This window comes from Desulfurispirillum indicum S5 (genome assembly GCF_000177635.2).
Lineage (GTDB): Bacteria > Chrysiogenota > Chrysiogenetes > Chrysiogenales > Chrysiogenaceae > Desulfurispirillum > Desulfurispirillum indicum.
Map to the genome: position 1 here is coordinate 1,867,397 of NC_014836.1, position 19,877 is coordinate 1,887,273.

The following is a 19,877-nucleotide window of genomic DNA, read 5'->3' on the forward strand; positions in this document are numbered from 1 at the left end:
GCGCGAAATAGGTGTTGGGGATGAGAGGGCATCATGGGATTGCCTTTTTGAGTTGGACGCGGTTGTGGACATCGTCGTAACCCTGGGTCAGGCGGCCCTGTTCCAGCGCCTCGAACACTTGAGTCTTGAGTTCGTCGTATTCCGCCACGCCCCAGTCCGGCGCATCGTCTTCCGCCAGCTCCCACAACCGTTGCCGGGCGGCATCCATAAAAGCCTGCGCGGCAAAGGGGGCATCGCCCAGTTGCGCCAGCCAGACATTCAGCCACTCACCCAGAAGGGATTTACGGCCTTCGGCGGTTTGCAATAAGGCAAGTTCTTCGGGTGCGGGCAACTCGAACAATGGCTCCATGGGTTGTATTTCCTCTATGACCATCTTTTCTTCCTCGGCAATCTCAGGCCCTTCCGCTGGCAGCGCCACCCGCGACAGATCCAGCTCGCCCTTGAACGCCTTCTGGCTGAGTGCGCCATAGAGGCTTTCCAGATCGGTTAGGCTTTGCTGGTAGTGAGATTTGAGGCCTTCGACCTTTTCGACAATGGTGGCGAATTGGTTTTGGAGGTCAATGGGAGGATAATAAATCGGAATATCCTCGATTTGGTTGGTACTGATATTTGGCTGAAGACCGGGAGGACAAAGTTTATCGACAGTGTTTTTGAAGAAGCTCGTATAGCAGTATTGCAGGAAAAATCTTTTGTTGATTGCAGCTTTATCGAAGACAAAGCGAGCTACCCGTTGATTCAACAGGCAAGGAAGATCGGCCTCTCTAACTGTTGCTGTTTTTACGACATCTAGTGACTTAATGATCGGACGAGTTAGAGCGATAAGCAGATCGCCTTCAGAAAGAGCAAATCGGATATAGTCTTCAATAAAATGGTTAGGAACAAAAGTGACATCATCCCATATGAGATTCTCAAAATGGACGTTGGCTATTTTAACAAGACGGACATTCCCTTTTGTTACAAGATCCTTGCTTTTAAAAGCAAAGCCTCCCTGGACTTTAGTTGACCGTCCAATTCGGTCTTTCTCCCACCCCTTCTCATTCCGTACGGGGTCGCCGAACATCTCCAGAAAGACGCTTTTGAGCAGATCGTCGAGTTGTTGCAGGTGTTGTTTGCGCCGGGCGATCAGCCCTTCCACCTTGCCGAGCAGATGGGCAATGCGCTTTTGGTCGTCGATTTCTTCGGGCACCGGAATTTCGTAGCTCTGAATCTCGCCGAGGCCGATGGCTGGATAGGCAGGGTCTTTGATGAGGCTTGAAGGTGGAAACTGTTTGAGTGCAAGCCGCAGATAGTCCCGATAAACGTTGTCTTTGGGGGTCAGGATCGCCAGGTGGCTGACGACATGGGCAGGATTCTGCAAAACATAAATGCGATCCTTGGTCGCAGACATGCCGCTTTTTGCAAATAGAATCGAGCCCTTGGGGTAAAGTTTCAGCTTTCGCTTTTTGGCTGTTTGGGCAGGCACCAGTTCAAGGTCGGATTCACTTTTACCGGCAAGCAAATCCTCCAGACTGCCAGCGCGAACGAAGGGAATGCCGCTGTCAGAAAATTCATCCGGTTTGGGAGCGCCTTGTCCTGCGGTGACATCCGCAATTGAGCTGATCGGAACCTTTCTCATCCAACCATCTCCCTCAGCTCCAGCAGCTCGCGCACAATGCCGCTTTGTACCTTGGCGAGTTGGGCGTCGTCTGCCTCGCCCACTTCCGCCTCAATAAGCCGCTTCAGAATGTCGGCAGGTTTGTCATAGACAACGTCTTCAAAAACATCCTCCTTGTAGCGCGACAGCGAAAGGTCGTAGTTGTTCTTTTCGTCCGCAATTTCGGATCGAGACACACAAAACCATTTCGCCGTGCGGTCGATATCGGTCTCGGGATTGCGGGCATGGAACTTGGCAACAATATCCTGCAAATCCCCATACCCCTCCTGCTTGCTGCGCTTGTCATCCAGCGAATAGCCGTCGGCCTGCATCTCGTAGAACCAGACATGCTCGGTGGCCGGTTGCGTCACCTTGTCCTTCGGCCCCCAGACCTTGGTGAAGAGCAGGATGGCGGTACTGACCCCGGCGTAGGGCTTGAACACGCCGCTCGGCATTGTGATGACGGCCTTGAGATCGCAACGCTCCACCAGCATCTGGCGCAGGGTCTTGAATGCGCCGCCGGAGCCGAACAGCACCCCTTGCGGCACGATGACGCAGGCGGTGCCGCCTTTTTTCAGCAGGCGGTAGATGTTCTCAACAAACAGCAGCTCGGTCTTGGTGGTGGAGAGGCTCAGGTTTTCGTTGATGTCGCCCTTGTCGATGCTGCCGGTAAAGGGCGGGTTGGCCATGACGATGTCGTATTCGGCCTCTTCCAGATAGCTCTTGGAGAGGGTGTCCTTGTAGTCGATGTTGGGCTCGTCGATGCCGTGCATCATCAGGTTCATCAACCCCAGGCGCACCATGGTGGCGTCGATGTCGTAACCGAAGAGGGAGGCCTGCAGAATGGCCTGGGCCTTCTCGGTCAAGCCCGCCGCCACCGAGGTGCGGACAAAACCGTCTTCGTCGGACTGCAAATCTTTCGCCCCCGCCTTTTTCGCCAATTCCGTAACGATGTACTGGTAGGCCCCGAGCAGAAAGCCGCCGGAACCACAGGCCGGGTCGGCGATGCGGTGGCCCAGTTGCGGCCGCACCAGATCGGCCATCAGCTTGATAATGTGGCGCGGGGTGCGGAACTGGCCGTTCTTGCCCGCCGTGGCAATCTCGGAGAGGAGCATCTCGTAGACATCGCCCTGGATGTCCTGAAAGGCCTGGCCCTTCTCCTGCGAGTCCTTCTCCATGATCTCGAAGATCTCGTCGATGGTCTTCACGGCCTCCACCAGCAGCGCCGGTTTGGGGATAATGAACACGGCGTTCTTCATGTGGTGGGTGAAGTTGCTCTCGGCCCCGTTCATGTCCTTGAGGAAGGGGAAGACCTTGCTCTGTACATGCTGCAGCATCTCTTCGGCCTGCATGCGCTTGAACTCGCTCCAGCGCAGGGTGCGCTTGTCGACGGCGTAGTTGTCGGCCCCCTCCTTGTCACGGTATTCGGGCGGAATCCACTGGCCCGCGAACTTGGAGGTGTAGGGCTCGCCGGTCCATTCGGCATCGGCCTGCTTTTTCTGGTCCAGCTCGTCGAGCCGCTTCATGAACAGCAGGTAGGTGATCTGCTCGATGGCGGTGAGCGGATTGCTGATGCCGCCGGACCAGAATTTGTTCCAGAGCTGGTCGATCTTGCTTTTGAGTTCGGGGTTGTTCTGCAGCATGGCTATTTTCCTTTTTCCAGTCGCCTGATGGCCTTGCTTCCCACTATGGAAGTCATCTGTTCAATGGCCATTTTATTCAGCGCGACGAGTCTTTTATTTTGTGGGATTCCCTGCTTGATCAGCTCCGCATTCATGCTTTCCAGGTTGGATAGCACAATGAGCTGCTGGATGGTCGCTTCATCCCGCATGTTGCCCTTTGCTTCGGGGTTTTGTTCTTTCCATTCCCTGGCCGTCTTGCCGAACAGAGCCACATTGAGCATATCGGCTTCGCTGGCGTAGGCGAACGCCTGCTGCTGTTTGGAAACCAGCTGCGGGATCAGGTTGTCTTTGATGGCGTCGGTGTGGATCTTGTAGTTGATTTTGGAAATGACGCGATTCACGTTCCACTCAAGCGAGATGCGGCTGTTTTCATCGGCCTTGAGGCGTTGATAATCCTTGATGATGTAGAGCTTGAACTCGGCGGAGACCCAGGAAGCAAACTCAAAGGCGATATCCTTGTGGGCAAAGGTGCCGCCGTATCGCCCTGATCTTGAAAGCATCCCCACAGCGTTGGTGGCGGCAATCCACTTCTGGGGTGACAGAGTAAAGGCGTTGGAACCGGCCTCATGGATAAAGGAGTCGAATTCGACCCCTTTAAAATCCGGGTTGTTCAACTGTTCCCAAAGGCCAAGAAACTCGATGGTGCTGCGGCTGCGCATCCAGTTTTTAACCACATCCTTGGGCTCGTCGGGATTTTTGTAACGGGCGATGTCGGTCAGGGAAATGAAATCGTCTTCGTCTCCTTTGGACAAAACGGTGATTTCCGTGCCCTTGGCATTAATGGTCGCTTTCATCTTCCCGCCCTCCTAAAACCACCGAATTCGATGGGTTTAACTTCAGGATCATTTTCGTGACGCCACGAAAATGATCATATTTTCCTTTGCCGTGTCTGTCGCGATTCATATTCATCAAGCCGCCAACCGCTCGGTGAGCTGTAGTATTTCGTTGATCTCGGCCGGACTGAACACGCCGCGAATCCCCTGCGGGTGGATGACCGTGAACGGTGCGTTGATGAGGTCTTTCTTCTCGACCTTCTCGCGCTCGATGATGAAGCCCTTGAGCAGGTTCAGGAACTCCAACTGACGGCTGGAAAGGCTCGTGTGCTGCCCGATGAACTGATCGAAGGCTTCGCTGACCGTTTCCGGGAAGCTCTTCAGGATCTCGATGCCGAGGATGTGGCGGATGAACTGGATGAAGCGCGCCTTGCGGTTCTTGTAGACCTGGCGCAGCAGATCTTCGGTGATGTGGGGGTGCTCGGCATGGAGCAGCTCGGCCAGTTCAAGGGCCTCGTCAGCCGAGACATCCTGACCATTCTTGAGTTTTTGCAGAATGGGGTTGTGCGCGGTCAGCTCCGCGATCATGGCCTCGACCATCTCGCGGTAGCGGCTGATGCTGACCGATTCGTGCTGGGGGCCGAACTCGACCATTTCCTTGCGGTGGATTTCATCTTTCAGGTCAAGGTGTGTTGGTCCGGGGCCGGTCTGTTGCTCGCGGAATTTCATCAGCGGGCCAAGGCGACTGTTTAGCTCGTCGAGGGCGTCCTCCAAGGCAACCGCATCTGTTTTGGCCCAGTAGTGGTTGCTCTGGGCGGCGCGGATCAACAACTCCTCGGCTTTGACGAAACTGACCGACAGCGGCAGTTCGCTGATCTGCTCGACGATACCTTCCTTGAGGGTTTCGGCCTTTTCCTTCTCTTCGCGGAGTCGGGCGAGTGAGTACTCCAACAGGTCGCGCTCGAAGCGCATGGCCTTGAAGTCGGCCTCGGAGACGGTGCGGAACAGCGGCTTGATCTCGCCGCGCAAAAATTCCAACCGCTGGTGATTCAGGGTGATCCAGAAGTTTTCCTCATCGAGTCGGGAAAGCAGCGAGGCAGCCTCCTTGATGATGACGGAGCTATGCGGCAGCTGGCTGATCTGCCGACGCAGTTTGGCGATTTCGCGCTCGGCAACCTGCGCCTGCGCAAGGTCGATGGCCTTTTCGATTTTATCCAGCCGCAAGCCGACCAGCCGCACCGGCAGGGGGAGCTGGGGTTTGAGTTCCTTGCCCTTGGGTTGCAGCTTGAAGTATTCGAAGTTGTCCCAGCAATCGAGGATGAGGAACACATCCTTTTCGGTACACCAGGGCTTGGGCTTGGCGGCTTCAAGCAGCCGAGTGCCGCGCCCGATCATCTGCCAGAACTTGGTGTAGGAATAGACCGGTTTGGCAAAGACGAGATTGACGATCTCCCGCACGTCGATGCCGGTATCGAGCATATCGACGCTGATGGCGACGCGGGGCATGTCGTTGTTGGTGAACTGGTCGAGCAGGCCGCCCTTGCCATAGACACGCGGGTCATCCGAAACCAACACCTTGGCCAGCTCGCCTTTGTATTGGGGGAAGAGCTTGTCGAAGATCTCTTCAATGCGCCGGGCATGGGCCTTGGAGGAGCAGAAGAAGATGGTCTTGCCGGGCAGCACGCCATTCGGGTCCTTGATGCACTCCTCCATGAACTCCTTGACGATGAGGGCGTTGGTCCCCTTGTTGATCACCTGCTTTTCGAGCTGTGAACCCTCGAAGTTGATCTCTTCGATCTCCTTGCCTTCCAGCAGCAGCTTTTTCTGGTCTTCCAGCGAGATGGTGCGTTTGCTGATCCCCTCCATCTGAAAGCGGGTCTGGATTTTCATTACCTGGAAGCTGCACAGGTAGGGCGGCACGTTGTTGACCGCCTCTTCGAAGGTGTAGGCAAAGGTGGGAAGGCCGTCTTCGCAGTGAAAGAGCTGAAAGGTGTTGTGGTCGATAATGTCGGTCGGCGTGGCTGTGAGGCCGAGAGTTATGGTCTTGAAGTAGTTGAGGACCTCGCCATAGGTGTTGTAGATGGAGCGGTGGCTCTCATCGACCACGATGAAATCGAAAAAGTGCGGTGACAGCTGCTGCGACTCGTCCCGGATGATGTTGAGCATGGTGGGATAGGTCGAGACGTAGATGCGGCGGTCCTTGGCGATGAGCTTCTCGCCGACGTTGGGCCAGCGCGGCTCGTGGGGCAGATGCTCCTTGAAGGCGGCCAGTGCCTGTTCGCGCAAGGCGATGCGGTCGACCAGAAACAGGACCTTTTCGGCGTGTCCGGCACGCATCAGGGCATCGACCTTGGCGATACAGGTGCGGGTCTTGCCGGTGCCGGTGGCCATGACCAAAAGAAAGTCACGCTTTTTCTGTTCGATGCCTTCCAACACGGCGCGAATGGCCCGGATCTGATAGTCGCGGCCCGCAATGGATGTGTTGATCAGCTCCTGGGTCAGGGGCTTGCGGTTGCGGCGAATGTATTGAAACCGCTCAAGGTCATCTCGGGTCGGGAAGCCGACGATCTTGCGCGGCGGGTAGTTGTCCAGATCCCAGAAATAGATCTCGTGCCCGTTGGTGTAGAAGCAGAACGGCAGCTCGCCCCCCAGTTGTTTCTGGATGTTGTAGCAGTATTGCTTGGCCTGCTCTCGCCCCAGCGCGGCGTCTTTGCTCGTTTTCTTCGCTTCGACCACGGCCAGGGGCTTGCGATCCTTGCCAAGCAATACATAGTCGCTGAATTGATGACCTTCGTATGGGGTGCGCGGTTCGGCAACACCCAGGGGGAGTGGAGTCAGGATGTCGAACTCCTCGATGACCAGGGTGGGATCTTTAACATTCCAGCCCGACTGGGCGAGCTGGCTGTCAATCAGTTCAGCACGGGTTTGGGCCTCAGTCCTAGTCATGCTTCAACTTCCCCTGTTCTTTCATCCGCACACAAAAGGCTTCGAATTGCCTTCTCGCCAGCTTGAAGGGAACCGTCTTGCTGTTTTCCCAGCGGTTGATCGTGGAAAAGCTCACGCCCAGCTCGTGGGCCAGCTCTTCCTGGCTCAGCCCCAGCTGCTGGCGGACTTCTTTGACCGTCTCCGCAAAATTTTCCGGTGCCTTTGCCATATCGATTTGCCTCAATTCCTGGTGCGCCACCAATTCACCGGCAGCGAGCGAACGCAATGTGCCCAACGTACAATTACGACCCTTAATATAGCAGGTGACAACGCATGTGGAAAGATGAAAGTTGGCGGTTATTTCAGAATTTTCCGACACATCCCGCCGCCGCCCGGTAAGTAACCCCTCAGAAGGCCAACACGAAAAAAAATCAGCCACCGCCCGACACTTTCTCCACCTCTCCGGTAAGTAAGGGCATTAACCACAACGAGGAGCGACCGACCATGGACATCAACGACCTGTTTGACGGAATCATGAAGAGTATCAACCAGTTTGCCGACGAAATCGCCGAGAAGCGGTTGCAGGAAAAAATGCAGGACACCGGACGAGGTCCGGAGAATGGGGGTAAGAATGCGGAGAATTTGGAGCCGAAAGAGAAGCGGGGTATGACGGATTTCCCGAAAAGGGAGTGATTTGGGCGGTAGCGCCGACACCCTGAAGGCGACGTAAGTCGCTGACAATACACAGAAAAATAAAACCCGTCACCCCGGAGAATGACCCCAGAGAGACGGGTTTGTCTTTTCTAAATGGTGGAGGCGAGGGGAGTCGAACCCCTGTCCGAGACCATTTCCACAACCAACCCTACATGCTTGTCCGCTTGTTTGCTTTAGCCTTCCGGAGCCCGAGGCGGCACGGTATCCGAAAGCCGAGTTCTCCTGTTATCCTCGTCTTTGACCGGAGAGCACTGTCAAAGCAACAGCCTGCGATTTTCCACCATGGGGCCCTGCAGGCCGGGTCCCGTGGGGGTTAGTGCTGCTTACGCAGCAGCCAGAACGTTTTCGTCGTTGGCGTTTGTTGTTTTGCTGGTTTTTACAGGGCCACCAGCCCCCTGGCATGCGTCAATTGCTTCTGTGTTCCCGTCGAAACCAGTGCGCCCCCAGATTGATGTGTTGGCAGGCAGCTGAAAAACCCTCATCTGCGGTGTTGCTCGCGGTCGCTCGTCACTGCAGCGTACGGGGAGTACGCTTCAATCCTTGCTTAGCGAGCGCCTTGCACCTGAGTATTTTTCAACTGCCTGCGTGTTAAGAGTTATTGGGAGTAACTAACTGTGGCTTTTCAATGCCTGCTGCGCTTCGCGCTGGGCATCCTTCTGTTTCAGAGATTCACGTTTATCGTGGAGTTTCTTGCCCTTGCCAAGAGCCACTTCCACTTTTACCTTACCGTTCTTAAAGTACATCTTTGTGGGGACAATGGCAAGCCCCCCCTGCTGGGCCTTGGCGGCCAGCTTGTCGATTTCCATCTTATGGGCCAGCAGTTTACGCACCCTGGTGGGATCGGGCGCCATGGGCCCCGCCTCTTCATAGGGGGAGATATGGCACTGAAAGAGAAAGAGCTCTCCTCGGTCGACGCGGCAGTAGGCGTCCTTGAGGTTGACTTTTCCCTGGCGGATGCTCTTGACCTCCGAGCCCTTCAGGACAACTCCGGTTTCCAGTGTCTCCAGGATTTCAAAGTGGTGACGGGCGGATCGGTTATCGGAGATAATCTTGATGCCCATATGCTCCTCCTTCCCGGAAAAACAAAAACCTGCCACTGATTCAGTAACAGGTTAACCGTTTGCTATTGCACCTTGATGAAGTTGAACCCTCAGTTTTGGCGCTGGCCAATAAAAAATGGTGACCCGTGAAGGATTCGAACCTTCGACCCTCTGATTAAAAGTCAGATGCTCTACCAACTGAGCTAACGGGTCACGCTCAGGCCTTTTTTCTGAAAAAAGACAAAAAAAATGGCGGGAGCGACGGGACTCGAACCCGCGGCCTCCGGCGTGACAGGCCGGCGTTATAACCGACTTAACTACGCCCCCGCACTGAAAAATGGTGGGTGGTACAGGGATCGAACCTGTGACCCTCGGCTTGTAAGGCCGATGCTCTCCCAGCTGAGCTAACCACCCATTGGCATCCCGTAGGGGATTCGAACCCCTGTCGCCGCCGTGAAAGGGCGGTGTCCTAGACCGGGCTAGACGAACGGGACGCAATGTGATGAGGGAGATTCATATTGGCTTGTTACAAGACCTTGAATCGCTCAACGAGGCGGGATACTAACAAGCCGAGGGGCTGGTGTCAACTTTTTTTTACCGTCCCCGACGATTTAATTTCCCTCCTGAATTGGAAAGGGCTTAGCGGGTGGCGGGAAACTTGCAGGTAGAGTGGTCATCTTGCAGTCCAGGAGCGCCCATGCTGATCAGTAATCAGAGTCATATCTCTTCGGCGTTAAGCACTTACCGTTCCGCGGCAACGGCGGCAGACGTCGTGAAAGCTGCCGGCACCAAGGAAAAAATTTCTCAACAGGATAATGTCACCATATCCAAAGAGGCCAAGAGTCTGGCGATATTTGCCGATGGCCAGAGCGGCAGCCGCGAGCTGGCACCTTTGCCACAATCTCTCTCCATCAGCGATATCAGGCAGGAGGCTGCCGAACTTTCCGATACCCTGACCACGAAGATGCGTGGACTTTTCCTGCGTGGCGGCATAGATATGTCGCAGCCCTTTGAGCTCACCACAGATCCGTCGGGCAATGTCCGGGTCTCGGGCGAGCATCCAGACAAGGATGCCATTGAGAAGCTGCTTCGGGAGAACCCAGATCTGTCCAATTCCTTCCGCAAGCTCTCTTCGCTGCAGACTCTGATCGCCAAAGCCAAACAGGCCCAGGAGTTCCAGGACGCCTATCGCAAGAACCCCACGGAAGCCCTGAACCGTTTCGCCTGGCTTTTTGAAGAGGGAGAGGCTCACTATTCCATGGAATTCGATGGCTTTGATGTCACCCAGCGGGTGAACTGGCAGGGGCAGAGCGGCTCCAGCAAGCTGCTGATGGCACAGGTCAGCTCAGCCCTCACCTGATGCTGTTGCCATGTCAAATGGGTGTGGTATCCTGAAGTCGAAATCATTGTATCGGAGGAATCGTGCTGGATATACACTCGTGTTTTCTGACGTGCCGTGGTCTGCTCTCCGCCGTCATGGAGGGGAATGAGTACACCGCCGCCCATGGCTATGAAATCCTGATGGATGCCAATACCATGGACGCCTATTCAGCTTCCTTTATGGCTCAGCGTCTGAAGGCGCTGAAGCGACGGTGCGGATTTCTGACGTTTCATGCTCCATTCTTTGACCTCAGCCCCGGTGGTCTGGATATGCGCATCCGGCAGGTCAGCCACGAGCGTCTGTTGCAGATGGCTGATGTGGCCAATCTGGTGGTGCCTGCCAATATAGTGTTACATACGGGCTATACCCGCGAGATGTATGGCCACGGCAAGATGTACCACCACTGGAAACACCATGTATGCGACATTCTGCACCGCCTGCTGGAACAACTGAACCCCTCGGTGACCATCAGCGTGGAAAACGTCTTTGAAGCGGACCCCGCCCCTCTGGTGGATGTGGTCAGCGCGGTGAATAACCCGCGCCTGGGATACTGCCTTGATGTGGGCCACAGTCGCCTTTTCGGACAGACCAGCCATGGACAGTGGATTGAGGCCTTTGCCGAAAAGCTCTTCGAGGTGCATCTCCATGACAACCACGGCGTCGGGGATGACCATCTGCCCTGCGGCCAGGGAAACATTGATTTCTCCGCGATTCTGGAGGCACTTGATCAACATGACCTGCAGCCGATTCTCACCTTTGAGGTGTTGACTGAGGCAGCGTTCCAGGAGGCGGTACTATATCTGGAGCAGTTGAACAAAGGAGCTGCCAGCAGGGGCTGACCCTCATTGAGGTACTGCTGACCCTGCTGGTGCTTTCAGTTGTGGGTGCCATCACCATGGGGTTTTCCGCCTGGGTGGCGCAGTCCCACCAGGTGGGCAGCCAGACACGGCAGGCACTGGAAGAGATTCGCGTCTCCCTGGACTTTGTGACACGTCAGCTTGAGCGCGCTGTACCGGGCAGTCTTGTCATCAGCCCGGACGGCAGTGAGGTGGAATTCCTTCACAGCGCCTATCAGGGTATACTTGACCGAGTTGACGGATCGCAACTCTCTGATGGCACAGTCACCAGCGAAGGGAAAGCGCGATTTCGCATCTTCCACCTGGACAGCCCTGCCACTCTCGTCGCCCACGACTACGCTTTCACCGGAACGCCGGAATACAGCGCCAGCCTGACGAACCCCGGCCTGCAGTTTGTGGCCCCTGAATTCTGCAATGCTGTCATCAGTAGTGTATGTGCTGCGACGGTGACCGCCATGGAAGCGCTGCACTTCTCCATTGAAGACTCCTCTTTCACCCCTTACGGAGGCATGATCTACTTCCTGGCTGATTATCGGGCACGACTGCAGGTACGCGAGTACGGAGAAGGCCATGGGCTTTTCCTGGATCTCTGCAGAAGTTCGCACATGTTCAGCAACTGCTGGCAAAATGCCAGGGCATTTCTGGTGGTGGCGAACGTGCAGAACCTGCGCTTTCGGGATCACGGCGCAGGACGTGTGGAAGTGCGGCTGACGAGCAGCGCGCTGCCTGCCGCGCCCCAGGCACGACTGGTGGTCTCTCCATGACCGGCAGGCAGACGCACAGGGGATTCATGGTGGTTGTGGCGCTGTGGGTCATGCTGCTGCTGAGCATGGTCGCAGTTGTCGCCTACCAGGGATTACAGGCACACCAGTGGCGTTCGACCCACCATCACCATGGGGAGCAGGCCCGGCTGTCAGCGATTTCCGCATCACTGTCCATGGCAAAGATTGCCCGTGAGCGGATTTTCCCCCTGCACCCTTCGGAGCGCTCAGCGGCCCTGGCCGCCCTCGGCGACAACGATCTTGACGGAATCAGCCGAATTCTCACCATGGATGCTGAACGCAATATCCATGTCCTGGTGCACCTGACGCCCCTGAATACCGACACCAGCCTGATTCGCATTGTGGCCATTGCAGCCATGAGTGATCAGTTGCCCGACACTCCATCCCGCCACGAACTCCTTACACTCTTTCGACAGGAAAACCCGTTTTTCTCCGATCCGCACTATGTCCGCGCTGCCCATGAGGTTCTGGTACGCGACCCTGCCTATTTCCCCTGACGGCGCGCCTCCATCATCTCGCTTCACTCGTTTCACTACGCGCAAACGTTCGTTATATGTTACTGGTTGATTTCCCTTGATATTCAGGATGAATATGGGCATATTCCACATTGCTCATATGTGAAGCCTATCACATTGCACTCCATGCATCGAAACCGGGAACACTACATACACTTGCCAGGAGGCCTGACATGAGTCGAACAGGAAGCAGCACCATGAAATTGCGGACGAGGATTATTCTGCTGACAGCACTTCTCATGGCGGGCATAATTATCGTGGGCATAAGCGGATACCGAGGTATCGACAACCTCTCCATGCGCACCCAGAATATTGGGGAAGTGCGCATACCCGGCATGATCGCCCTGGCCAACCTGAACACTGAGCGCATGGTTATACGCGCGCAAACCCTTGACGTGATGCAGCATGAGCGCAATTTCCAGGCCCAGGGACAATTCCAGGACATCTTCCGGCAAAGGCAGGCATCCTGGAAGAATATTGATGCCAACTGGCAGACGGTCGCCAACCTGCCCCGCCAGTCCGAAGCGGGCCGCCGGGCCTGGACTGAGCTTCAGCAGCAGTATCAGGCCTGGCGAGCGGTGTATGTCGAGCTGGATGCCATTATTGAAAAGCTGATTGCCCAGCGCACTCCAGCGGTGCAGCAGGAGCTCTTTGAGCAGTATCGTGTCACCGTGCAGCGCATGGTACCCCTCTCCGACGCCATGGGCGCCACGATGCAGGCCATGGTGGACAATAACATTGTGGTAACCAACAACGCTGCTCGCGATGCCGTTGAACATGGGCTTTTCCTGGAGCGATTCATTCTGCTGGTCGTCCTGACGGTCATCCTGGTGGCTTTGATCCTGGCGGGCTACATTATTCAGTCATCAAATCGCATAATCGTCAACGCCATTCGCGCCATATCCGATGCCAACAACCAGGTTGTCAGCGCTTCTGATCAGATCGCCTCGGCGTCCAGCTCCCTGGCCGAAGGGGCCTCTGAGCAGGCGAACAGTGTGGAGGAAGTGACTGCGACCACCGAAGAGGCTACATCCATCAACAATCAGAACGCCGAAAACATCCGCGAGGCTGACCAGCTGGCAAACCAGGCTACCGGTGCCGCAAATCTCGGTTATGAAAAGATTCAGATGCTCATGGCATCCATGGAAGAGGTCAGTGCTTCATCGGAGCGCATATCTCACATCATCAAGACCATCGACGAAATCGCCTTCCAGACAAATCTGCTGGCCCTGAATGCTGCTGTCGAAGCTGCCCGTGCAGGCGAGCACGGTCTGGGATTCGCCGTGGTGGCCGAAGAAGTAAAGAGCCTTGCCCAGCGCAGCGCCAATGCCGCCCGTGAAACTGCTGAGATCATCCAGCGCACCATCAGCCAGATACGCCAGGGCAATCACATGGCGGAGGAAACCAACACCGCTTTTGACGAAATACGCCAGCAGATCAAAAAAACCTCTGAGCTCATCAGCGAAATAACCGTATCGGTCAAAGAGCAGTCCGAGGGCATGAACCAGATTGCCACGGCAATGAGCCAGATCGACAAGGTCACCCAACAGAACGCTGCCAGTTCCGAGGAAGCCGCCGCCGGTGCCGAGCAACTGAATGCTCAGGCCGTAGCCATGCTGCAGAGCGTCGCGGAAGTTGCGGCGTTCGTCGGCTACTCCATGGGGAGTGCCTCAGCTCACCGCGCCCAGAGCAGTGGCACCCGGAAAAACCCTGTCCGCCAGCTTGCTCCGGCTTTTGCGCCCTCCGCCGCAAAGCCTGCCGAGCAAAAGGGAAAGGCCATATCCCAGCGCCAGCGCAATAACAGCCGCGATGAAATATATCCGCTGGACGACGAAGACCTCAGGGAGTTCTAACAGGCTGCTGAAAAACCCCCACCACTTTTTTTATCAGCGCAGTGGCTGAAGCCGCTGGCAGCTCCTTTCATTCCGAGGGAATATGGAATTTACGGCCTTTCTCCATGGCACAATATTTCTGATTTTCGCCGCCATCGCCCTCTGCCTGCATTTTTCGCGGGCAGGGCAGTTCTGGGCGTGGATCAGCGTTTTTGCCGCGCTCCATGGCACCGCCATATGGTTGCGGCTCATGGCCGAAGGGTTCGCCTTCACGGCACTTGAGCCCATACCCGTCCTGCTGCACGTCACAGCACTTTTCGCCCTCTTTGAGGCGGCGGTGAAGTGCCGAAACCAATTTCGGCGCTGGTGGCGCGTGGCCATGATCGCGGCGGCGGCTCTTGTGACCCTTGTACTGATGGTAGCCACTTCAGCAACCGCGATGAACTCGCCCATGCTTCTGGCTATGTGAACCAGTTCCTCGATCGCGTCCACGACATTGTGGTCGGCGTGCGCATGTCAGCCCATGGGGTGGCATCCGCCAGCGAGCAGCTCAGCAGCTCCTCCAGCCAGATGAGCGCCGCCATAAATTCCCAGGCGGAAGGCATCTCCCAGATCGCCACCGCGACACTGGAAATGACCCAGACCGTCAATGAGGTTACGCGAAATATCTCTTCCATTCAGGAAAGCTCCCATCAGGCCCTTGATCAGGCCCGCCAGGGAGGGAAGCTTGTCCAGCTCTCCACCCGTGAAATGGAAGCCATCGCCCGCGAGGCAGCCGAGGCCACGCGTTCCGCCCAATCCCTTGAGGAGAAAGCCGCACGGGTTGAGGAGGTCATTCAGGTCATTAACGACATCGCCGACCAGACCAACCTGCTGGCCCTCAATGCCGCCATAGAGGCCGCCCGCGCCGGTGACGCCGGCAGAGGCTTTGCGGTGGTGGCCGATGAAGTTCGCAAACTGGCCGAGCGCAGCACGGAATCCACCCAGGAGATCATCAGCATTGTGCAGAGTATTCAGGGGGGCGTTGACCAGGTCACAGGTGCCATGTCTTCGGTAAACGAGAAGACCCAGAAGGGCAATGAGCTTTCCCAGCAGGCCAACAGTGCCTTCGTGGAAATCCTCGGAGGAATGGAAAGCCTGCAGGAGCTGATTGAGCAGAACGTGGCTGCCATGGAGGAGATGTCAACCACGGCCGACCATATCAGCAGTGATATTCAGACGATTTCAGCTGCCGCCGAAGAATCCGCCCAGGCTTCAGAGGAAGTCGGGCACGCCTCTTCTGATCTGGCACGGCTGGCTGCTGATGTACAGGATCGCCTGAGTGCCTTCCATACGGAAGACGCGGAACTGTCGGCCCAGCTGCCCGGCTTGCCGCCGGCGCGGCGATGAAAGGACGGGAGTGAAGTTGACACGCGAATCAGGGTACCATATAGCCCAGGTCTTTGATGCTGACCACGGCGTCATTGCCGATTTTTCCGCGCAGGCGGTAGACGAGGGTGCGCAGGCTTCCGGGGGCCATGCCCCCTTCATCCTCAAGGTGAATGCAGATATCGGGGGCGTTGATGACCTGGGCGCGACGACGCAGCAGGTAGTCGAGCAGCAGTTTCTCATTGCGGGTCAGGATGCTGGTTCTGCCTTCGAAAAGTGCCTCACCGGTCACACTGTTATAACTGGCACCGCTTTTCAGGGTGGTAACCAGCCGGCCACGTTGATTCATCTCCTCGACACAGCGGCGCAGGGTCTCCTTGAGCTGCGACATGTTGACTGGCTTGACCAGGTACTCCATGAGCCGCAGTCGCACAGCTGCCGAGACATTCTCAAAATCGCTGTAGGCGGTCAGGATGATGATGGGGAGATCGGGATCATCGCGACGGATCTCGGCGGCAACCTCCAGTCCGCTGAACTGAGGCATCATGAGATCCAGGATGGCGACATCAACACAGTGGCGGGCGTACAGATCCAGGGCCTCACGGCCATCAGTGGCAGTGATGGCCTCGCCAAAGAAAAGCTGCAGCGTTTTCTGCAAAGACGCGCGGGCCATGGCATCGTCCTCGGCAATCAGTACCGTCATTTCTTTGAGTGGCGCCAGACTCGCCTGAAACATGCCAAGCTCCTTCGGAAACTGGTGATGGATAATCGTGAGAATACCATTCCCTGCCATGATTTCCAAGTGTCATAATGTGACAATCCCGTGACATGGGCAGGGTATGATCACGGCTGAAGAAAAATCATCATGAAAACGAATTTCACAAGGATGCCTATGTCAGTTCTGGACGACTCTTTCAAAGACAAAACGGTTCTCATAGTTGAAGATGATTCCATGGCACGGCTTGGCCTGCAGCGTTTGCTGCGATTCCGCTTTCAGGATATTCACCTGGCAGTCCATGGCCGCGATGGCCTGGAAAAAGTCGCACAGTTTCATCCCGATGTGGTGCTGACCGATCTGGAGATGCCAGTGATGAGCGGAAGTGATATGCTCAGGCAGCTCAAAAGCAACTCTCCTGAGCTCCCTGTCATCGTCATCACGGCATTTGCCGACGACGCCAGCCACGTACCTGAAGCCGATGCCGTGCTGACCAAGCCGATTCTCAAGGCAGAGCTGCTGCAGGCGCTGCGCAAGTGCCTGCGCTGAGAGCACACATGGGAGTGTACGGTACACGGACTTTTGATTCTCTGTGGGGTGACTGAATATGTTCTTTCTGCGCGCTTTTCTTCTGCCGTCAGCCCGCCGGGCGCTGAGCCTCATCGCGTTGCTGATGTGCACCGCCACCTCGGCGCTCGGCCAGTCATACACCCTGGGAGTACTGTCCTACCGCCCGGTGGAAATTACCCGGGAACGCTTTCAACCCCTGGTTGACTATCTGAATCAGCATATTCCCCATTTCTCCATTGAGCTGCGCGTCCTGAGCTACGCAGACCTGGAGCGCGCGCTCACCAACGGAGAGATCGATTTTGTGCTGACAAATCCGGCGCACTATATTCTGCTGGCCCGCCAGAACAGTCTGTCCTCCCCGTTGGCGACAATCATCCCCATGGAACATGGCATACCGGTGCGGGGATTTGCCGGTGTCATCCTGGTTCCTGCCGAGCGCGATGAACTGCAGACAATAGCCGATCTGAAGGGAAAAACCGTTGCCGTGGTTACCACAAAATCCCTTGGCGGCTACCAGATGCAGGCGTTCGAGCTACTTGGTCACGGCGTGCAGCCACACCGGGATATCCGCATCAAGGAAACGGGAATGCCCCATGATTCTGCCATCCTGACCATGCTCCATGGCCAGACTGACGCCGCTTTTGTGCGCAGCGGTATCATGGAGTCCATGATACGGGAAGGCAGGCTGCAGGCCTCTGCAATACGGGTGCTCAACCCTGTCGAGGCGCGGGGAATCCCCTATGCTGCCTCCACTGCCGTCTACCCGGAGTGGCCTCTGGCCGCTCTTGCCCATACCAATGAACAGGTTGCGCTTCTGCTGGCATCGGCTCTCTACGCGCTGCCCCACGGCAGCAAGCTGGCGCGCCAGGTCGGAATTTACGGGTTTTCCGTTCCCGCTGACTACCACAGTGTTGAAAGACTGATGCGCGAACTGCGCCTGCCACCCTTTGACCTGGCTCCCGAATTCACCCTCAAGGACGCCTGGGAACGCTGGGAACTGCCCATCGCGCTTTTGCTGCTGGTTGTCATTCTGATTCTCCTGCTCAGCGCAGCACTCTTCCTGGCTCGCCGCCAGGCGCTCCGGGAGCAGCAGCATGGCCAGATTCTCCTGCACCGGCTGGAGGAAGCCCAGCGCATAGCCCGCCTGGGCCACTGGGAAGCCAATCTGGTGAGCGGGCAGCTGTGGTGGTCAGATACCATCTACGCCATTTTCGGCTTTGATCAACAGACCTTCTCGCCAAGCATTCAGGCCTTCCATGACCGTGTTCATCCCGAAGACCTGCCCCTGGTACTGGCCAGCGAGGAGCGCGCCCGCCGCGATGGCATCCACGATGTGCAGCATCGCATCATTCGACCCGATGGTGAAGTACGCTGGGTTCACGAACTGGCACGGCTGGAACGTGATGAACAGGGAAACCTGGTTCGCCTCATCGGTACCGTTCAGGACATCAGCGCACAGAAGCGCGTGGAACAGGCGCTGACAGAGAGCGAACTGCGACTGCGCCAGTTTGCCGAAAACAGTGACACCATATTCTGGGTGCGCACCGCTGATATCATGCACTACATCAGCCCCGGCTACGAAAAGGCCTGAGGACGATCCTGCCAAAGCCTCTACGATGACCCGGCGTCTTTTCTCGCGTCTGTGTGGCACGAAGACAGGCGGCGAGTGCAGAAGTATTTTGACCTGGAGATTGCAGAGCACCTGCCCTTTGACCTGGTGTACCGTATCCAGCGGCCCGATGGCTCGCTGCGCTGGATACACGCACGCAGTTTTCCGGTGTACGACCATGATGGCGCATTCTCCTGCTGGACCGGCGTTGCCGAGGATGTCACGACCCAGAAAGAGTATGAAGACACGCTGGAGCGATTCAATGACGAGCTGATCAAGCGGGTGGAGGAAGAAGTCTCGCGACGCATGGCCACTGAGCAAAGCTACCGGACCCTTTTTGAACACTCACCGGAGGGCATTCTCCTGCTGGACCGTACCGGTCGTTTCTGCGAATGCAATCCTGCTGCAGCCAGGATGCTGGGACGTGAACCGGGTCAGATCATCGGCAAGCGGCCGCAAGACCTTTCCAGTCTCTCTGGGAATTTCTCGTCCCAAAACACCTCGGCGCACGTTGACGCCGTGATCAACCGCTCTTTCGCCGGTGATGTCCAGGTATTCGAGTGGAAAGCCACTACCGCCGATGGTGGCGAAATTCTGCTGGAAGTACTGCTCTCACCCCTTGGAGCGCATCGTCCCGATCACCTGCTGGTGATGTGGCGCGACATCGGCGAGATCAGGAAACTGCAGCGGGAGAAACAATTACAGGAGATTGCCCTGATTCAACAGTCAAAAATGGCAGAACTGGGCAGTATGATGGGGGCCATCGCCCACCAGTGGAAGCAGCCCCTCAACAATATTGCCCTCTACACGCAATTTCTGCCCGAACAGCTCAAGTCCGGCGAGCTTGATGCCGCCACCCTCAATGAGGCGGCCTTCAATATCATGAAACTGGTGAACTTCATGGCGCGCACCATTGACGACTTCCGTGACTTCTTCAAGCCGTCAGAAGTCGAGACGACATTCAACCTGCTTGAAAGCATTCAGGGCGTCCTTGAGCTGATTGGCGGCCAACTGCTCCGGGACAGTGTCGACCTGCGCCTGTGCACCACATGCCGCAGCTACCATGTCCGGGGAGTGAAGAACGCATTCCAGCAGGTGATTCTCAATATAGTCAACAACGCCCGTGAAGCCCTTGTGGAACGCAGAACACCGGAACCTTTCATCAGAATCAGCTGCCAGAAGGTCGCAGGGCACATCCATGTCACCATAAGCGACAATGGCGGAGGAATTGCCGAACACCTGCTGCCTGACAAAATCTTTGAGGCCTTTGTCACCAGCAAGGGTGATGGAGGAACCGGCATCGGCCTGTCCCTGAGCCGAAGCATCCTGCACAAAATGAACGGCTCCATTGGAGCTGCCAACACCGCTGAAGGTGCCTGCTTCACCATCCATCTCCCCGACGCGGGAGGTGACGTTTTTCATTGAGAAAATGTCGGGGAATTCCCATTATTCAGATATTACCTGTTCACTTTCGGAAATCA

The 19,877-nt window shown here is 56.4% G+C and carries 17 protein-coding genes, 4 tRNA genes, 1 other RNA gene and 1 pseudogene; 11 read left to right on the forward strand and 12 right to left on the reverse strand.

Annotated elements, in window-relative coordinates; genetic code table 11:
• Nucleotides 1–31: 31 nt before the first annotated feature.
• The 5 genes from SELIN_RS08800 to SELIN_RS08820 all read right to left on the reverse strand — a co-directional run bounded on the left by SELIN_RS08800 (nt 32) and on the right by SELIN_RS08820 (nt 7,242).
• Nucleotides 32–1,615, reverse strand: coding sequence for a restriction endonuclease subunit S (locus SELIN_RS08800; RefSeq protein ID WP_013506315.1), 1,584 nt, complete (start codon nt 1,613–1,615; stop codon nt 32–34).
• Nucleotides 1,612–3,276: a type I restriction-modification system subunit M gene (locus SELIN_RS08805; protein ID WP_013506316.1), complete on the reverse strand. Its 1,665-nt coding sequence runs from the start codon at nt 3,274–3,276 to the stop codon at nt 1,612–1,614. Before SELIN_RS08805 ends, SELIN_RS08800 begins: the two co-directional genes overlap by 4 nt.
• Nucleotides 3,277–3,278: 2 nt before the next feature.
• The gene (locus tag SELIN_RS08810; RefSeq protein ID WP_013506317.1) at nt 3,279–4,109 is read right to left on the reverse strand and encodes a KilA-N domain-containing protein; all 831 of its coding nucleotides are present in this window, start codon (nt 4,107–4,109) and stop codon (nt 3,279–3,281) included.
• Between the two features lie 114 nt (nt 4,110–4,223).
• A complete protein-coding gene (locus SELIN_RS08815) occupies nt 4,224–7,034 on the reverse strand; it encodes a type I restriction endonuclease subunit R (RefSeq protein ID WP_013506319.1) in 2,811 nt (936 codons plus the stop codon).
• Complete coding sequence (locus SELIN_RS08820; protein ID WP_013506320.1) at nt 7,027–7,242, reverse strand: helix-turn-helix domain-containing protein; 216 nt, start codon at nt 7,240–7,242, stop codon at nt 7,027–7,029. Before SELIN_RS08820 ends, SELIN_RS08815 begins: the two co-directional genes overlap by 8 nt.
• 275 nt (nt 7,243–7,517) lie before the next feature.
• On the opposite strand from SELIN_RS08820, the gene SELIN_RS08825 reads away from it, so the two are divergent.
• Nucleotides 7,518–7,706 carry a hypothetical protein gene (locus SELIN_RS08825; RefSeq protein ID WP_013506321.1) on the forward strand — a complete coding sequence of 63 codons (189 nt, stop codon included), beginning with the start codon at nt 7,518–7,520 and terminating at the stop codon, nt 7,704–7,706.
• Nucleotides 7,707–7,821: 115 nt separating this feature from the next.
• Here SELIN_RS08825 and ssrA read toward each other — a convergent pair.
• The 6 genes from ssrA to SELIN_RS08850 form a co-directional block, all read right to left on the reverse strand.
• Nucleotides 7,822–8,172: a transfer-messenger RNA gene (gene ssrA / locus SELIN_RS14730) on the reverse strand.
• A gap of 163 nt (nt 8,173–8,335) precedes the next feature.
• Nucleotides 8,336–8,788: an SsrA-binding protein SmpB gene (gene smpB / locus SELIN_RS08830; RefSeq protein WP_013506322.1), complete on the reverse strand. Its 453-nt coding sequence runs from the start codon at nt 8,786–8,788 to the stop codon at nt 8,336–8,338.
• Between the two features lie 116 nt (nt 8,789–8,904).
• Nucleotides 8,905–8,980, reverse strand: a tRNA-Lys gene (locus SELIN_RS08835).
• 37 nt (nt 8,981–9,017) lie between these two features.
• Nucleotides 9,018–9,094: transfer RNA gene (locus SELIN_RS08840), tRNA-Asp, on the reverse strand.
• Between the two features lie 11 nt (nt 9,095–9,105).
• Nucleotides 9,106–9,181: transfer RNA gene (locus SELIN_RS08845), tRNA-Val, on the reverse strand.
• Between the two features lie 2 nt (nt 9,182–9,183).
• Nucleotides 9,184–9,261 (reverse strand) — tRNA-Glu (locus SELIN_RS08850).
• Between the two features lie 203 nt (nt 9,262–9,464).
• On the opposite strand from SELIN_RS08850, the gene SELIN_RS14060 reads away from it, so the two are divergent.
• From SELIN_RS14060 to SELIN_RS08885, 7 genes are all read left to right on the forward strand, one after another.
• Nucleotides 9,465–10,127 carry a hypothetical protein gene (locus SELIN_RS14060; RefSeq protein ID WP_013506323.1) on the forward strand — a complete coding sequence of 221 codons (663 nt, stop codon included), beginning with the start codon at nt 9,465–9,467 and terminating at the stop codon, nt 10,125–10,127.
• Between the two features lie 62 nt (nt 10,128–10,189).
• Complete coding sequence (locus SELIN_RS08860; protein WP_013506324.1) at nt 10,190–10,987, forward strand: sugar phosphate isomerase/epimerase family protein; 798 nt, start codon at nt 10,190–10,192, stop codon at nt 10,985–10,987.
• Between the two features lie 41 nt (nt 10,988–11,028).
• Entirely contained in the window at nt 11,029–11,769 is a 741-nt protein-coding gene (locus tag SELIN_RS08865) for a hypothetical protein (protein WP_041726012.1), read from the forward strand.
• Nucleotides 11,766–12,284 (forward strand): hypothetical protein, encoded by a 519-nt coding sequence (locus SELIN_RS08870; protein WP_013506326.1) that lies wholly within the window; start codon nt 11,766–11,768, stop codon nt 12,282–12,284. Before SELIN_RS08865 ends, SELIN_RS08870 begins: the two co-directional genes overlap by 4 nt.
• A 191-nt stretch (nt 12,285–12,475) precedes the next feature.
• Complete coding sequence (locus SELIN_RS08875; RefSeq protein WP_013506327.1) at nt 12,476–14,155, forward strand: methyl-accepting chemotaxis protein; 1,680 nt, start codon at nt 12,476–12,478, stop codon at nt 14,153–14,155.
• 82 nt (nt 14,156–14,237) lie between these two features.
• Nucleotides 14,238–14,603, forward strand: coding sequence for a hypothetical protein (locus SELIN_RS08880; protein WP_013506328.1), 366 nt, complete (start codon nt 14,238–14,240; stop codon nt 14,601–14,603).
• Nucleotides 14,600–15,523, forward strand: coding sequence for a methyl-accepting chemotaxis protein (locus SELIN_RS08885; protein WP_013506329.1), 924 nt, complete (start codon nt 14,600–14,602; stop codon nt 15,521–15,523). The genes SELIN_RS08880 and SELIN_RS08885 overlap by 4 nt, the downstream gene beginning before the upstream one ends.
• Before the next feature lie 28 nt (nt 15,524–15,551).
• Here the strand turns inward: SELIN_RS08885 and SELIN_RS08890 are convergent, their stop codons facing one another.
• On the reverse strand, nt 15,552–16,238 hold the full coding sequence (locus SELIN_RS08890) for a response regulator (protein WP_013506330.1): 687 nt from the start codon (nt 16,236–16,238) through the stop codon (nt 15,552–15,554).
• 156 nt (nt 16,239–16,394) lie between these two features.
• On the opposite strand from SELIN_RS08890, the gene SELIN_RS14065 reads away from it, so the two are divergent.
• The 3 genes and pseudogenes from SELIN_RS14065 to SELIN_RS15510 all read left to right on the forward strand — a co-directional run.
• Nucleotides 16,395–16,766, forward strand: coding sequence for a response regulator (locus SELIN_RS14065; RefSeq protein ID WP_013506331.1), 372 nt, complete (start codon nt 16,395–16,397; stop codon nt 16,764–16,766).
• A 58-nt stretch (nt 16,767–16,824) separates the two neighbouring features.
• A complete protein-coding gene (locus SELIN_RS08900) occupies nt 16,825–18,378 on the forward strand; it encodes a PhnD/SsuA/transferrin family substrate-binding protein (protein ID WP_013506332.1) in 1,554 nt (517 codons plus the stop codon).
• A gap of 12 nt (nt 18,379–18,390) precedes the next feature.
• A pseudogene (locus SELIN_RS15510) lies at nt 18,391–19,821 on the forward strand (PAS domain-containing sensor histidine kinase); the annotation flags it as partial.
• Nucleotides 19,822–19,877: the final 56 nt, after the last annotated feature.

Bases quoted from the DNA above. Each gene is read 5' to 3' on its own strand.
- SELIN_RS08880 (WP_013506328.1), top strand. From the start codon at position 14,238: ATGGAATTTACGGCCTTTCTCCATGGCACAATATTTCTGATTTTCGCC.
- SELIN_RS08870 (WP_013506326.1), top strand. From the start codon at position 11,766: ATGACCGGCAGGCAGACGCACAGGGGATTCATGGTGGTTGTGGCGCTG.
- SELIN_RS14060 (WP_013506323.1), top strand. From the start codon at position 9,465: ATGCTGATCAGTAATCAGAGTCATATCTCTTCGGCGTTAAGCACTTAC.
- SELIN_RS08900 (WP_013506332.1), top strand. From the start codon at position 16,825: ATGTTCTTTCTGCGCGCTTTTCTTCTGCCGTCAGCCCGCCGGGCGCTG.
- SELIN_RS08805 (WP_013506316.1), bottom strand. From the start codon at position 3,276: ATGCTGCAGAACAACCCCGAACTCAAAAGCAAGATCGACCAGCTCTGG.
- SELIN_RS08890 (WP_013506330.1), bottom strand. From the start codon at position 16,238: ATGTTTCAGGCGAGTCTGGCGCCACTCAAAGAAATGACGGTACTGATT.
- SELIN_RS08815 (WP_013506319.1), bottom strand. From the start codon at position 7,034: ATGACTAGGACTGAGGCCCAAACCCGTGCTGAACTGATTGACAGCCAG.
- SELIN_RS08800 (WP_013506315.1), bottom strand. From the start codon at position 1,615: ATGAGAAAGGTTCCGATCAGCTCAATTGCGGATGTCACCGCAGGACAA.
- SELIN_RS14065 (WP_013506331.1), top strand. From the start codon at position 16,395: ATGTCAGTTCTGGACGACTCTTTCAAAGACAAAACGGTTCTCATAGTT.
- smpB (WP_013506322.1), bottom strand. From the start codon at position 8,788: ATGGGCATCAAGATTATCTCCGATAACCGATCCGCCCGTCACCACTTT.
- SELIN_RS08875 (WP_013506327.1), top strand. From the start codon at position 12,476: ATGAGTCGAACAGGAAGCAGCACCATGAAATTGCGGACGAGGATTATT.
- SELIN_RS08810 (WP_013506317.1), bottom strand. From the start codon at position 4,109: ATGAAAGCGACCATTAATGCCAAGGGCACGGAAATCACCGTTTTGTCC.
- SELIN_RS08820 (WP_013506320.1), bottom strand. From the start codon at position 7,242: ATGGCAAAGGCACCGGAAAATTTTGCGGAGACGGTCAAAGAAGTCCGC.
- SELIN_RS08825 (WP_013506321.1), top strand. From the start codon at position 7,518: ATGGACATCAACGACCTGTTTGACGGAATCATGAAGAGTATCAACCAG.